The sequence below is a fragment of the Bradyrhizobium sp. BLXBL-03 genome, assembly GCF_051853015.1.
GTDB lineage: Bacteria > Pseudomonadota > Alphaproteobacteria > Rhizobiales > Xanthobacteraceae > Bradyrhizobium > Bradyrhizobium manausense.
In genome coordinates this window covers 2,215,691-2,229,637 of sequence record NZ_CP182470.1, presented here as the reverse complement: position 1 = coordinate 2,229,637, position 13,947 = coordinate 2,215,691, and the positions used below count along the sequence as shown (strand labels likewise).

General features: G+C 65.1%; 11 protein-coding genes. 4 read left to right on the top strand and 7 right to left on the bottom strand.

Annotation, left to right across the window (positions count from 1 at the left end; genetic code table 11):
• Positions 1 to 16: 16 nt before the first annotated feature.
• Entirely contained in the window at positions 17 to 901 is an 885-nt protein-coding gene (locus ACNJX9_RS10625) for a Ku protein (protein ID WP_439408709.1), read from the top strand.
• Between the two features lie 95 nt (positions 902 to 996).
• Here the strand turns inward: ACNJX9_RS10625 and ACNJX9_RS10620 are convergent, their stop codons facing one another.
• The 6 genes from ACNJX9_RS10620 to ACNJX9_RS10595 form a co-directional block, all read right to left on the bottom strand.
• Positions 997 to 1,686, bottom strand: coding sequence for a response regulator (locus tag ACNJX9_RS10620; RefSeq protein ID WP_057743008.1), 690 nt, complete (start codon positions 1,684 to 1,686; stop codon positions 997 to 999).
• Complete coding sequence (locus ACNJX9_RS10615) at positions 1,683 to 4,406, bottom strand: DUF4118 domain-containing protein (RefSeq protein ID WP_439408708.1); 2,724 nt, start codon at positions 4,404 to 4,406, stop codon at positions 1,683 to 1,685. The genes ACNJX9_RS10620 and ACNJX9_RS10615 overlap by 4 nt, the downstream gene beginning before the upstream one ends.
• A 39-nt stretch (positions 4,407 to 4,445) precedes the next feature.
• Positions 4,446 to 5,051, bottom strand: coding sequence for a K(+)-transporting ATPase subunit C (locus ACNJX9_RS10610; RefSeq protein ID WP_439408707.1), 606 nt, complete (start codon positions 5,049 to 5,051; stop codon positions 4,446 to 4,448).
• 154 nt (positions 5,052 to 5,205) lie between these two features.
• Positions 5,206 to 7,320: a potassium-transporting ATPase subunit KdpB gene (gene kdpB, locus ACNJX9_RS10605; protein WP_439408706.1), complete on the bottom strand. Its 2,115-nt coding sequence runs from the start codon at positions 7,318 to 7,320 to the stop codon at positions 5,206 to 5,208.
• Between the two features lie 31 nt (positions 7,321 to 7,351).
• Entirely contained in the window at positions 7,352 to 9,055 is a 1,704-nt protein-coding gene (gene kdpA, locus ACNJX9_RS10600; RefSeq protein WP_439408705.1) for a potassium-transporting ATPase subunit KdpA, read from the bottom strand.
• A 112-nt stretch (positions 9,056 to 9,167) separates the two neighbouring features.
• A complete protein-coding gene (locus ACNJX9_RS10595) occupies positions 9,168 to 9,257 on the bottom strand; it encodes a K(+)-transporting ATPase subunit F (RefSeq protein WP_035698142.1) in 90 nt (29 codons plus the stop codon).
• Between the two features lie 500 nt (positions 9,258 to 9,757).
• On the opposite strand from ACNJX9_RS10595, the gene ACNJX9_RS10590 reads away from it, so the two are divergent.
• The 3 genes from ACNJX9_RS10590 to ACNJX9_RS10580 all read left to right on the top strand — a co-directional run bounded on the left by ACNJX9_RS10590 (position 9,758) and on the right by ACNJX9_RS10580 (position 12,574).
• Positions 9,758 to 10,225, top strand: coding sequence for a hypothetical protein (locus ACNJX9_RS10590; RefSeq protein ID WP_439408704.1), 468 nt, complete (start codon positions 9,758 to 9,760; stop codon positions 10,223 to 10,225).
• 105 nt (positions 10,226 to 10,330) lie between these two features.
• A complete protein-coding gene (gene upp, locus ACNJX9_RS10585) occupies positions 10,331 to 10,966 on the top strand; it encodes a uracil phosphoribosyltransferase (RefSeq protein WP_439408703.1) in 636 nt (211 codons plus the stop codon).
• A 33-nt stretch (positions 10,967 to 10,999) separates the two neighbouring features.
• Positions 11,000 to 12,574: an AMP-binding protein gene (locus ACNJX9_RS10580; RefSeq protein ID WP_439408702.1), complete on the top strand. Its 1,575-nt coding sequence runs from the start codon at positions 11,000 to 11,002 to the stop codon at positions 12,572 to 12,574.
• On the opposite strand, the gene ACNJX9_RS10575 is transcribed toward ACNJX9_RS10580, so the two are convergent.
• Positions 12,571 to 13,737 (bottom strand): acyl-CoA dehydrogenase family protein, encoded by a 1,167-nt coding sequence (locus ACNJX9_RS10575; RefSeq protein ID WP_057742985.1) that lies wholly within the window; start codon positions 13,735 to 13,737, stop codon positions 12,571 to 12,573. The genes ACNJX9_RS10580 and ACNJX9_RS10575 overlap by 4 nt on opposite strands.
• Positions 13,738 to 13,947 lie beyond the last annotated feature (210 nt).

Sequence of the window (13,947 nt, the reverse complement as noted above, 5' to 3'; positions counted from 1 at the left end):
ATCACTGGAGAATGAAATGGCCCCGCGCGCCTATTGGAAGGGAACGTTGAAACTCTCGCTGGTCAGCTGCCCGGTCGTGCTCTATCCCGCGACCACGGCCGCCGAGAAGACGCGGTTTCACATGATCAACCGCGAAACCGGCAACCGGCTCAAGCAGCAGATGGTGGATGCCGAGACCGGTGACGTCGTCGAGAGCGACCAGAAAGGCCGCGGCTATGAGCTGCGCAAGGGCAAATATGTCGAGATCGAGCCGGAAGAGCTCGAGGCGGTGCAGATCGAGAGCAACCACACCATCGACATCGAGAGCTTCGTGCCGAGCGACGAGATCGACCAGCGCTATCTCAACCATCCCTATTACATCGCGCCCGACGGCAAGGCCGCGGTCGACGCCTTTGCCGTGATCCGCGACGCCATGAAGGACCAGGACCGCGTCGCGCTCGCCAAGATCGTGCTGACCAACCGCGAGCACATCATCGCGATCGAGCCGCTCGGCAAGGGCCTGCTCGGCACCACGCTGCGCTTCCCTTACGAACTGCGTGACGAGGACGAGTTCTTCGGTGACATCAAGAGCCCGAAGATCACCAAGGACATGGTCGAGCTCGCCGGCCACATCCTGCACACCAAGGCGGCGCATTTCGACCCGAGCAAGTTCAAGGACGAGTACGAGACCGCGCTGAAGGCGCTGGTGAAGCGCAAGGCGAGCGGCAAAAAGATCGAGCTGCCGGAGCCCGAGGAGCGGCCGAGCAACGTTGTCAGCCTGATGGATGCGCTGAAGCAGAGCCTGAAGGGGCGCGGCGGCGGAAAAACGGCGGCCAAGTCGCATGCGCGGCGTGCGACGGGACGACATCGTGCAGCGAAAAAGACGCACCGGTCGACGGCGCGGCAGAGAAAGGCGGGGTAGCTCTCTCTGTCATTCCGGGGCGCCTCGAAGAGGCGAACCCGGAATCTCGAGGTTCCGGGTTCGATGCTTCGCATCGCCCCGGAACGACGACCAACCTAATCCCCTGCCTTCAGCCGGTACCCGATCCCCGTCTCGGTCAGCACATATTGCGGGCGCTCCGGATCGGCTTCGATCTTCTGGCGGAGCTGGCGGACGTAGACGCGCAAATATTGCGCATCGGTCAGCTCGTCCCAGAGCTCCTTGAGAAGAAATCGATGGGTCAGCACCTTGCCGGCGTGCTGGACCAGCACGCGCAGGAGATCATATTCCTTCGGCGATAGCTTGATCTCGCGCTCGCCGAGCTTGACGATGCGGCGGACCAGATCGACCGAGAGATCGCCGCTGCGAAACACCGGACGCTCGCCCTGGACCTGCAACTGGTGCCGTAGCGCGGCGCGCAGGCGCGCCAGCAGCTCGTCCATGCCGAACGGTTTTGTCAGATAATCATCGGCGCCAAGATCAAGCGCCTGCACCTTGCCGGCCTCGTCGCCACGGCTCGACAGCACCACGATCGGCACGGCTTCGTTGCGGGCACGGATGGTGCGCAAGAGCTCATGGCCCTGGATGTCAGGCAGGCCGAGATCGAGAATGATCAGCGCGGGCTCTTCGGCAAGCTTTTCAAGAGCTAGCTTGCCGTTCGACGCCTCCAGGATCTCGTAACCTTGCGTCGACAACCCCATCCTCAGCAATTTGCGGATCGGCGGCTCGTCGTCGATCACCAAAACCTTGATCGGGGCAGCGCTCATGCGGCGGTATCCAAAGCCTTGGTCTGTGCCGGAACCGGCAGACGGATGGTGAGGACTGCGCCGCTGCGGTCGCTGCGGTTGGCGGCCGAGATCGTGCCGCGCATCGCCTCGACGAAGCCGCGCGAGATGGCGAGCCCGAGCCCGGTGCCGGGGCGGACATGATCGCCCTTCTGCACGCGATAGAACTTGTCGAACACGCTCTCGAGTTCGTCGGGTGGAATGCCGGCGCCCTCGTCAGCGACCTCGAGCACCACATGGTCACGCTCGCGCCGGCTCCTGATCGCGATCGTGGTTTCAGGCGAAGAATATTTCGCGGCATTGTCGAGCAGGTTGAACAGCACCTGCTCGAACAGCACGGCATCGAGCTCGAGCATCGGCAGATCGGCCGCCAGCTCCAGCTCCACCTTGTGCGCTGTCAGGATCTTCGAGGCCCGCCGCAGTGCGCTGCCGACGATCTCGCCGAGATCGTGCAGCGCCGTGTTGGGCACGATGGCGCCGGATTCGAGCTTGGTCATGTCGAGCAGATTGGCGATGAAGCGATTGAGCCGCTCGGACTCGTCGATCACGGTCGCAAGCAGGTCGCGCTTCTCGGTGTCGGACAGCGCGCCGGCGAGGTCGCGCATGGTCGAGGCCGCGCCCAGCACGGAGGCGAGCGGCGTCTTCAGATCGTGCGAGATCGAGGTCAACAGCGCCGAGCGCAAGCGCTCGGATTCGACGGTGCGCTTGACGCGATCCATGTCCTCGACCAGCAGCACGCGCTCGATCGCGAGCGCCCCCTGGTCGACCAGCGCGTCCAGCAGCCGGCGCTGGTCCGGCGTCAGCAGCGGGCCGGTGCGGTCATTGTCGATGCCGATCACACCGATCGGACCGCGCCCGGTACGCATCGGCAGGAACAGCCGCTTGGCACCCGGCAGCGTATCCGAGCCGCGACCGGCGGAACGGTCATTGCTCCAGGCCCAATTGGCGGCGGCGAGGTCGGCCTGGTCGAGCTGGTCCTCCGGCGGATAGCCCGACTTCACCGTGAGCAGGCCGTCTTCCGGCAGCAGCAGCACGACACGCACCTTCAGCATCAACGCGATCTGATAGGCGGTCGCCCACAGCACGTCGTCGAGCGTGGCGGTGCCGGCGAGCTTGCGGCTGAACGCATAGAGCTGCTCGGTGGTCCTGATCCGGCCGATCGCGGTGTCGGCTTGCGTACGCACGCGCGCGGCGACATTGGAGACGATCATCGCCACCACCATGAACAGGAAGAAGGCGGCGACGTTGGTCGGGTCGGTGATCGTGAAGGTGTAGATCGGCGGCAGGAAGAAGAAATTGTAGGACAGCGAGGCCCCGACGGTCGCGAGCAGCGAGGGCCAGAGGCCATAGCGGACCGCCACGGCCACAACCGCCGTGAGCAGCACGAGGTCGACATTCTCGATCCCGAAATAGGGCTGGATCAGCTCCGCGGCACCGAGGCCGACCAGCACGATTCCGAGCGCCTTCAGATAGGGCAGCGGGTTGAACGGCTCGGCCCGCGCGGCGGTCTGCACCGCCGTCTTCGCCACCGCCTCGCCGGGCAGCTCGTCACCGGGAATGACGTGGACACTGATATTGCCGGCGCGCCGCACCAGATCATGCACGACCGAGCCGCGCGTCATCTCGAACCAGCGCGAGCGTGTCGACTTGCCGATCACGATCTGGGTGACGTTGTTGCCTTGCGCAAAATTGATGACGTCGTCGGCGATGCGGCGGCCGACCGCGGGAATGGTCAGCGCCTCGCCGCCGAGCGACTCCGCGAGCCGCAGCGTGTCGGCGAGCCGATCGCGCTCCTGGTCCGAAAGCTGGAGCGAGCGCCTCGTCTCGATCGAGATCGCTGTGAACGGCGCATGCAGCCGGTCGGCCAGGCGCTTGGTATAACGCACCAGGCCGGCCGCGCGGGGATCCTCGCTGACGCAGACGAGGATGCGCTCGCCTGCGGCCCAGGGGCCGGCGATGGCGTTCGCCTGCATGTGACTGAGCAGCTGCTCATCGACCCGCTCGGCCGTCCGCCGCAGCGCGAGCTCGCGCAGCGCGGTGAGATTGCCGGGCGAGAAGTAATGCTCCAGCGCCCGCTCGGCCTGCTTGGGAACGTAGACCTTGCCCTCGCGCAGGCGCTGGATCAGATCGTCAGGCGTGAGGTCGATCAGCTCGATCGCGTCGGCGCGGTCGAAGATCGAATCCGGCACGGTCTCGCGGACCCGCACATGGGTGATCTGGGCGACGACGTCGTTCAGGCTCTCGATGTGCTGGATGTTGACGGCGGTGTAGACGTCGATGCCGTGCGAGAGCAGCTCCTCGACGTCGAGATAACGCTTGGGGTGACGGCTGCCGGCTGCATTGGTGTGGGCGAGCTCGTCCACCAGCGCGATCTGCGGCCGCCGCGCGATCACCGCGTCGAGGTCCATCTCCTCGACGATCTGGCCGCGATAATCGAGCCGCTTGCGCGGGACGACCTCCAGTCCCCGCACCAGCGCCTCGGTCTCGGTGCGGCCATGGGTCTCGACGAAACCGACCACGACGTCGATGCCGGCCTTGCGCCTGGCATGGGCGCTTTGCAGCATCTCGTAGGTCTTGCCGACGCCGGGGGCGGCGCCGACGAAAATCTTCAGCTTGCCGCTCGCGCTCTCCTCCCGGCGCGCGGCTTCCAGCAGCGCCTCGGGCGATGGTCGTTGTTCGGGATCGCGGCGTTGCTGAACCATCAGGCCAATATAATCATCCTGATATTGCCGGCCTAGACGCTACTTCGCGGACGCACGATCCAGCGCCAGATTCAGCGCCAGAACGTTAACCCTGGGTTCGCCGAGCAGGCCGAGCAGGCGGCCCTCGGTGCTGGCGGCGACCAGCCGCTTGAGCGACTCTTCCGACATCTTGCGCGCCTTGGCGACGCGCGACACCTGGAATTGCGCCGCTTCCGGCGAAATGTCGGGGTCGAGACCGCTGGCCGAGGTCGTGACCAGATCGACCGGCACGGCGGCATCCGGATTCGCGGCTTTCAACCTGTCCACATCCTCCTTCAGCCGGTCGGCCAGTGCCTTGCTGGTCGGGCCGAGATTGGAGCCACCGGAATTGGCGGCGTTGTAGGGCGCCGGGATCGTCTTGCTCGAATCGCTCGGGTCCGGCGCCAGCGTCGCCGAGGGGCGGCCGTGGAAATATTTGTCATCCCTGAACTCCTGCCCGATCAGGGCGGAGCCGATCACCTTGCCGTCCTTCTCGATCAGGCTGCCTTGCGCTTTCGCAGGGAAGATCGCGCCGGCAATGCCGGTCATGGCGAGTGGATAGGCCAGGCCCGTGATGGCGGTGAGCACCAGCAACAGGACGATGGCGGGGCGGATTTCTCTGAGCATGTTGGGTCTCCTATGAGTTCGTCACCGTGAGCGAAGCATCTCCCTGTCGTTCCGGGGCGGTGCGAAGCATCGAACCCGGAACCTCGAGATTCCGGGTTCGCCTCTTCGAGGCGCCCCGGAATGACAGTGAAAATCGCTCCTCTCGATGACGCAGTTAGGCCAGGTGCAGAGCGACCACTACTAGGTCGATCGCCTTGATGCCGATGAAGGGAATGACGATACCCCCTAAGCCGTAGATCAGGAGATTGCGCCGAAGCAGCGCGCCGGCACCGACCGCGCGATAGGCGACGCCCTTGAGTGCCAGCGGGATCAGGCCGACGATGATGAGCGCGTTGAAGATGATCGCCGACAGGATGGCGCTCTGCGGGCTCGACAGGTTCATGACGTTCAGCACGTTGAGCTGCGGGTAGAACGCCAGGAACATCGCCGGGATGATCGCAAAATACTTTGCGACGTCGTTGGCGATCGAGAACGTGGTCAGCGCCCCGCGCGTCATCAGGAGCTGCTTGCCGATCTCGACCACCTCGATCAGCTTGGTCGGGTTGGAGTCGAGGTCGACCATGTTGCCGGCCTCGCGGGCGGCCTGGGTGCCGGTGTTCATGGCGACGCCGACATCGGCCTGCGCCAGCGCCGGGGCGTCGTTGGTGCCGTCGCCGCACATGGCGACCAGCTTGCCCTTGGCCTGCTCGTCGCGGATGAGCTTGAGCTTGTCCTCGGGCGTTGCCTGCGCCAGGAAATCGTCGACGCCGGCCTCGGCCGCGATCGCGGCCGCCGTCATCGGATTATCGCCCGTGATCATGATGGTGCGGATGCCCATGCGGCGCAGCTCGGCAAAGCGCTCGCGGATGCCGCCCTTGACGATGTCCTTGAGCTGGATGATTCCGAGCAGCCGGCCGTCCTTGGCGACCGCCAGCGGCGTGCCGCCGGACTTCGACACTTCGTCGGCAATCGTCTGGATCTCGCGGCCGATCTCGGAGAGAGCCGCAGGCTGGATCGCCCTCGCCGTGTTGCCGGAAGCGACGGCGGTCGGAGCGCCGCCGCCGACATAGTTCAACATGGCATCGACCGCGCCCTTGCGCACCGACGAGCCGCCGGCATCGACACCGCTCATGCGGGTCTGCGCCGTGAACGGAATGAAGGTCGCGCCAAGCTCGGCCATGTCGCGGCCACGGATGCCGTATTTTTCTTTCGCGAGCACGACGATGGAGCGGCCCTCCGGCGTTTCGTCGGCGAGCGAGGCAAGCTGGGCGGCGTCCGCCAGCTCCTGCTCGGTCACCCCGCGCACGGGACGGAACGCCGTCGCCTGGCGGTTGCCGAGCGTGATGGTGCCGGTCTTGTCGAGCAGCAGCGTGTCGACATCGCCGGCCGCCTCGACCGCGCGGCCGGACATCGCCAGCACGTTGAAGCGCACCAGGCGGTCCATGCCGGCGATGCCGATGGCTGACAACAGCGCGCCAATGGTGGTCGGGATCAGCGTCACGAACAAAGCGACCAGCACGATCACCGAGATCGAGCCGCCGGCATAAGCGGCGTAGCTAGGAATCGTGACGGTGGCGAACACGAAGATGATGGTGAGGCCGGCGAGCAGGATGTTCAGCGCGATCTCGTTCGGCGTCTTGGCCCGCTCGGCGCCCTCGACCAGCTTGATCATGCGGTCGATGAAGGTCGAGCCTTGGGCCGCCGTGATACGGACGCGGATCCAGTCGGACAGCACCTGGGTGCCGCCCGTCACCGCCGAACGGTCGCCGCCGGACTCGCGGATGACAGGCGCTGATTCACCGGTGATGGCGGCCTCGTTGACGGAGGCCACGCCCTCGATCACCTCGCCGTCGGACGGGATGGTGTCGCCGGCTTCGACCAGCACCAGGTCTCCAACCTTCAGGCTCGTGCCCGGCACCAGCTTGAAATCATGGCCCGCGCCATTCAGGAGCTTGGCCTGGCTTTCGGTGCGGGTCTTGCGCAGCGAATCCGCCTGCGCCTTGCCGCGGCCTTCCGCGACGGCTTCCGCGAAATTCGCGAACAGCACCGTGAACCAGAGCCAGACAATGATCTGGAAAGTGAAGCCGAGATTCACCCCGCCCGTGACGAGATCGCGCAGGAAGATCACCGTGGTGAGCGCGGCCACGACCTCAACCACGAACATGACGGGGTTCTTCACCATCAGCCGCGGATCGAGCTTGGCGAAGGAGGCGCGGATGGCGGGCAGCACGATTTTCGGATCGAGCATGGCCGACATCGGGGCACGCTTTTGCAGTTTCATCGTATCCATCGAGGGCACTCCGGAAATCAGAAGAGGTTGGTCAGAACAGTTGGCTTGCGTTCATCGCAAGGTGCTCGACGATCGGGCCGAGCGCGAGTGCCGGAAAGAAGGTCAGGCCGCCCATGATCAGGATCACGCCGACGACGAGGCCGACGAACAGCCCGCCCGTGGTCGGGAACGTGCCCATGGACGGCGGGATCGATTTCTTCTCTGCGAGCGAGCCCGCAATCGCCATGGCCGGCACGATCATGAAGAAGCGGCCGACGAACATCGCGCTGGCCAGCGTGAGGTTGTAGAAGAAGGTGTTGCCAGTCAGGCCCGCAAAGGCCGATCCGTTGTTGCCGGTCCCCGAGGTGTAGGCGTAGAGCACCTCGGTGAAGCCGTGCGGTCCGGCATTGGCCATGGAGGCCACCGCCGCCGGATAGACCACGCCGACCGCGGTCCAGCCCAGGATCATCAACGGCAGCACCAGGATGGCCAGCATCGCCATCTTGACCTCGCGCGCCTCGATCTTCTTGCCGACATATTCCGGCGTGCGGCCGACCATCAGACCGGCGACGAAGATCGCCAGGATGACGAACAGCAGCATGCCGTACATGCCGGCGCCGACACCGCCGACGACGATTTCGCCGAGCTCGATGTTGATCAGCGGGATCATGCCGCCGAGCGCGGTGAAGCTGTCATGCATGGCATTGACCGCGCCGCAGGAGGCGGCGGTGGTGATCACGGCAAACAGCGAGGAGGCAACGATGCCGAAGCGGACCTCCTTGCCTTCCATATTGCCGCCGGTGAGACCGAGCGCCTGGAGCGTCGAGGTGCCGCTGGCTTCCGCCCAGTAGGTCACGGCGACGCCGGCGATGAACAGCACGCCCATCACGGCGAGGATCGCCCAGCCCTGGCGCTGGTTGCCGACCATGCGACCGAACACGTTGGTCAAGGCAGCGCCCAGCGCAAAGATCGACAGCATCTGCACGAAGTTCGACAGCGCGGTCGGGTTCTCGAACGGGTGCGCCGCATTGGCATTGAAGAAGCCGCCGCCATTGGTGCCGAGCATCTTGATCGCGACCTGCGAGGCGACAGGGCCGACCGCGATGGTCTGCTTGGCGCCTTCGAGCGTCGTGGCTTCGACATAGTCGCCGAGCGTTTGCGGCATGCCCTGCCAGACCAGGAACAGGGTGTAGACGACACAGATCGGCAGCAGCACATAGAGCGTGCAGCGGGTCACGTCGACCCAGAAATTGCCGACGGTGCGCGCCGAAGCGCGGGAGAAACCGCGGATCAGGGCAACTGCAAGTGCAATGCCCGTCGCCGCCGACAGGAAATTCTGGTGCGTCAGGCCCAGCATCTGCACGAGATAGGAGATCGTGCTCTCGCCGCCGTAGTTCTGCCAGTTGGTGTTGGTGATGAAGGAGATCGCGGTGTTGAAGGACAGATCCTCGGCGACCGCTGTCTGCCCGGCCGGATTGAAGGGCAGAACGGCCTGGAGACGCATCACGGCGTAGATGATCAGGAAGCCGCCGACATGGAACAGCAGCATGGCGACCGTATAGGTCAGCCAATGCTGCTCGCGCTTCTCGTCGACGCCTGAGATCCAGTAGATGCCGGCCTCGATCGGACGCAGCACCGGCGAGAGAAACGTCGTCTCGCCGTTGAACACGCGCGTCATGTACCAGCCGAGCGGCTTTGTCAGCGCGACAATGATGACGCAGAACAGAATGATCTGGAGCCAACCGATCACAGTCATGGAATCAACCCTTCAGGCTAGGTGCCCGGCGCAACTGCGGCAGCAGCACCATCAACAGGCAGGCGAACAGCGAGGCCTCTGCCGGCAGCAATTCGACAAGCAGCAGCACCGCTCAGAATCGCTCCGGCCGCAGCAGCGCATAAGTGAGGTAGATCAGAAGGCCGAACGAGACGGCACCGGCGAGCGCATAATCGAAGATCATGGTCCGCTCCGTCACAGCCGTTCGCAGGCGTAGGTGTAGCCGATCGCAAGGGCAAAGAAGCCGAACCCCAGCGCCAGCATGAGAATGTCCATCATAGGGATGCTCCTCGTTGCGTCCCCATATCGGGGCAACACTTTCTCGGGACCCGGCAAGAGCTCGCGGAATGAGACGCAACGCATGTTCGCAGGCCAAGCGGGACTTTCGACCGTGCTGAAGTGCCACTCCGGGCATAGGTTTTCGAGACGAGGGCTATGGCGACGTTATAGGAATCTCATAAAGGCGCCCACGATGCTCGCGCAACTTTCCGCCGTCGTCCCGGCCTAGCGCGCAATGCGCGGGGGCCGGGACGACGACAGAGAATGACGCTACAGACTGCGTCCCTCCCGGCACTTATGAGATTCCTATATCTGCCGTCCCCGCCCCATCTCGTATTCCAATGCGCATCCCGCCATCCTGAACAGGCCGGCCGACTGACCGACGCCGCTTCCAGGAGGCCTGACATGATTGCCGCTTTCCGACACCACGATTCGTCCTCCCTCGGCGATCGCTTGCGTAACGCGCAAGGCATGACCGGTCCGCTGATGCGCGAGATCATCGACAAAGCCTGCCGGCGACTCCCCTCACTCCACCAGAGCGAGCGCACGGCGCGCCTGGTGCAGCTGATCGAAGCCGAAGCCTGGACCGATGCCGCGTTGGCACTGATGGAGCTTGAGCTGCCGCTGTGGCACGTCCGCCGCATCGCCTATGACGAAGGCGAGTGGCATTGCGCGCTGTCGCGTGAACGCGAGCTGCCCGACTGGCTCGACGCGGCGATCGAGGGATGCCATGGCGACCTCGCGATCGCGCTGATGTCGGCGTTCGTGGAGGTGCAGGCACGCACCGTGGACGCGCCGCGTCCGAGTGTGCCCAACGTGCGTCCCGCCCCGGATCCGCTCATTGAGCCGGCCTCGTGCGAGAACTTCAGCTGACCGAGCTGCCGCGGTAGTCGCACCGCCCTGACAGGGTTTCGTCCCTTGCGGAAAACGCCCCGGCCGATCTGGCGCAGCTTCGCGGAACCGTGTTAGATCGGCCGCATGAGCACATCTAGCGTCAACGTCGTCGCCCACCCCCTGGTCCAGCACAAGCTTTCGCTGATGCGGGAGAAGGACCGCTCCACCAAGAGCTTTCGCGAGATCCTGAACGAGATCGGGATGCTGCTCGGCTACGAGGTGACGCGCGACCTGCCGCTGGAGCTGGTCGACATCGAGACGCCGATCGCCCCGATGCAGGCGCCGAAGATCGCCGGCAAGAAGCTCACGCTGGCGCCGATCCTGCGCGCCGGCGTCGGCTTTCTCGACGGCATGCTGGCGCTGATGCCGTCGGCGCGCATCGCTCATATCGGGCTCTACCGCGATCCCGAAACCCTGCAGGCCGTGGAATATTACTTCAAGGCGCCGCAGGACCTGTCGGACCGTACCGTGATCCTGATGGATCCGATGCTGGCGACCGGCAACTCGGCCTGCGCCGGTGCCACGTTGCTCAAGGCGCGCGGCGCCCGCGACATCCGCTTCGTCTGCCTGCTGGCGGCCCCTGAGGGCATCGTCCAGTTCCAGAGCGAGCATCCCGACGTGCCGATCTGGACCGCCGCGATCGACGAGCGGCTCAACGATCACGGCTACATCGTGCCGGGTCTCGGCGATGCCGGCGACCGGATGTTCGGCACCAAGTAGACAGGTTTGCGCGATCGGGCTACTCCGGTTGCCATGCATGCCGACGATGCCTCACTGCATTCGCTGATCGAATCGGACACAGCTGCCGATCCAGCCTTCCTGTTCGACGGCACGCCCGTCTCGCGCGCGGAGTTTGCACGGAAGGTCGAACAGACCGCGGCCTGGCTGGCCGCGCAGGGCATCGGCAAGGGCGACGTCGTGGCGGTCTGGCTGGTCAACCGCGTGGAATGGATTGCGCTACTGTTTGCCGCCGCCAGGCTGGGAGCGATCGTCGCCGCCGTCAATACCCGCTATCGCAGCGCCGAAGTCGCGCATCTGCTGAAGCTGTCAGGCGCAAAGCTGCTGGTGATCGAGGCGGCGTTCCGCTCGATTGATTTCGCTGCCATTCTTGCCGACATCGCCAAGACCGATGTCCCCGCGCTGCAACAGCTCGCGGTGGTCGGCGCGGATGCGCTTCCTGCGCAATGGCCCAGTGTGCGCTTCGACGCCTTCGACAAGCATTATCCCCCGGCTCCAGCTCAGCACGACATCGATCTGCCCGTGCTGCTCTACACCACATCGGGCACGACCAAGGGGCCAAAACTGGTGGCGCATTCGCAGCGAACGCTGGCGAGCCACGCCAAGGCCGTGGCCAAAGCGCTCCAGCTTTCGCCGCAGCGTCATGCCCTGTTGGCGATGCTGCCGTTCTGCGGCACCTTCGGCATGACGAGCCTGCTCGGCTTCATCGCCGCCGGCGCCACCGTCCACGTGCTCGATGCCTTCGAGGCGGCGCCGGCGCTGAAGATCCTTGCCGAGCACAAGATCACCCACAGCTTCGGCTCCGACGAGATGTTCCGCCGTATCCTTGCGCTGACCGACGCAAGGCGGCCGTTCCCGCATCTGCAGGTCTGCGGCTTCGCCGCGTTCCAGCCCGGCTGGCGCGAGCTGGCCGCGGAGGCCGAGGCACGCGGCCTGCCGCTGTTCGGCCTCTATGGCTCGAGCGAGGTGCAGGCGCTGTTCTCGATCGGGCGCGCCAGCGACGCCTTCGCCGACCGCATCGAGGGCGGCGGCTGGCCGATGTCCCCGGATGCGAAAGTCCGCGTGCGCGACACCGAGACCGGCGAGCTTGCGCCGCAAGGCGTCTCCGGCGAGATCGAAATCAGCGCGCCATCGTGCTTCCTCGGCTATTTCAACAATCCGCAAGCCACCGGGGATGCGATCACTGCGGACGGCTTCTTCCGCACCGGCGATATCGGCCGCCTGCGCGGCGGCGCCTTCGTCTATGAGACCCGCGCAGGCGATGCGATGCGGCTCGGCGGCTTCCTGGTCGCGCCCGGGGAGATCGAGGACGAGCTCAAGTCCTGCGCCGGCGTTGCCGACGCCCAGGTCGTCGCAGTCGATCTGAAGGGCCAGGCGCGCTGCGTCGCTTTCGTGATCGCGGCCGGAGCTCCGCCGCGTCAGGAGGTGCTGACGGCGCGCCTGCGCGAGCGGCTCGCCGGCTACAAGATTCCGGCACGGATCTATGTCGTGGATGCCTTCCCGGTCACGGACAGCGCCAATGGCGTCAAGATCCAGCGCGCAAAGCTCCGCACCATCGCGATGGAGCGGATCGCGGCCGAACCGAGCTAATACGACTTGGCAAGCCCCAGCACCTTTTCCGCGATGAAGCTCAGTGCGAGCTGCGGGCTGACCGGCGCGATGCGCGGGATCAGGATCTCGCGCAGATAGCGCTCGACGTGAAACTCCTTGGCGTAGCCGAACCCGCCATGGGTCATCACCGCCTGCTCGCAGGCATGGTATCCGGCTTCGCCCGCGAAATATTTTGCGGCATTGGCGCCAGCGCCGCAGGGCAAGCCCTTGTCGTATTGCCAGGCGGCCTGCATCACCATCAGCCAGGCCGCCTCGAGCTCGATCCAGTTCACCGCGAGCGGGTGCTGGATGCCCTGATTCTTCCCGATCGGCCGGTTGAACACGATTCGGGTCTTGGCGTATTCGGTCGCGCGCGACAGCGCGAGCTTGCCGAGGCCGACGGCTTCCGCCGCGATCAGGATGCGCTCGGGGTTCATGCCTTCGAGGATGTATTGAAACCCCTTGCCCTCTTCGCCGATGCGGTCCTCGATCGGGATCTCGAAATCCTCGAAGAACAGCTCGTTGGAATCGACGATCTTGCGGCCCATCTTCTCGATCTCGTGGACCTTGATCCTGTTGCGGTCGAAATCGGTGTAGAACAGGCTGAGGCCATGGGTGGGCGAGCGCACCTCCTCCAGCGGCGTGGTGCGCGCCAGCAGCAGGATCTTGTGCGCGACCTGCGCGGTCGAGATCCACACCTTCTGGCCGTTGACGATGTAGCGGTCGTTCTTGGCAACGGCGCGGGTCTTGAGCTGGGTGGTGTTGAGCCCGGTGTTCGGCTCGGTGACGGCGAAGCACGCCTTCTCGCGGCCCTCGACCATCGGCGGCAGCATGCGCTTGCGCTGCTCCTCGGTGCCGAACACGACCACGGGGTTGAGTCCGAACACGTTGATATGCACGGCAGACGCGCCGGACATGCCGGCACCGGATTCGGCAATGGTGCGCATCATGATCGCAGCTTCGGTAATGCCGAGGCCCGAGCCGCCATATTCTTCGGGAACGCAGATGCCGAGCCAGCCGGCGTCGGCCAGCGCTTTGTGAAAATCGTGCGGGAAGCCGCCGTCGTGGTCCTTCTTCAGCCAATAGGCGTCGGGGAAGGCTTCGCAGATCTTGGCGATGGCGTCGCGAATGGCTTCCTGCTGATCGGTGAGCGCGAAATCCATGGTCTTGGTCTCCCTGTTGGGAGCCGCGATTGCGCCATCTCCCGATCGCGTTCCCCGCGTAAAGGCCATGGCGCTTGCCGCGCCCGACATGCCCTGGCTTTTCGGTTTTTTAGCTCGAAAAACCGCATACCGATACGTGAATTTGTCCATCAACTGTGTCTAACATGCATGGCGTCATGCGGCGCAAAGCGACGCGCGCCGTTATTTCGT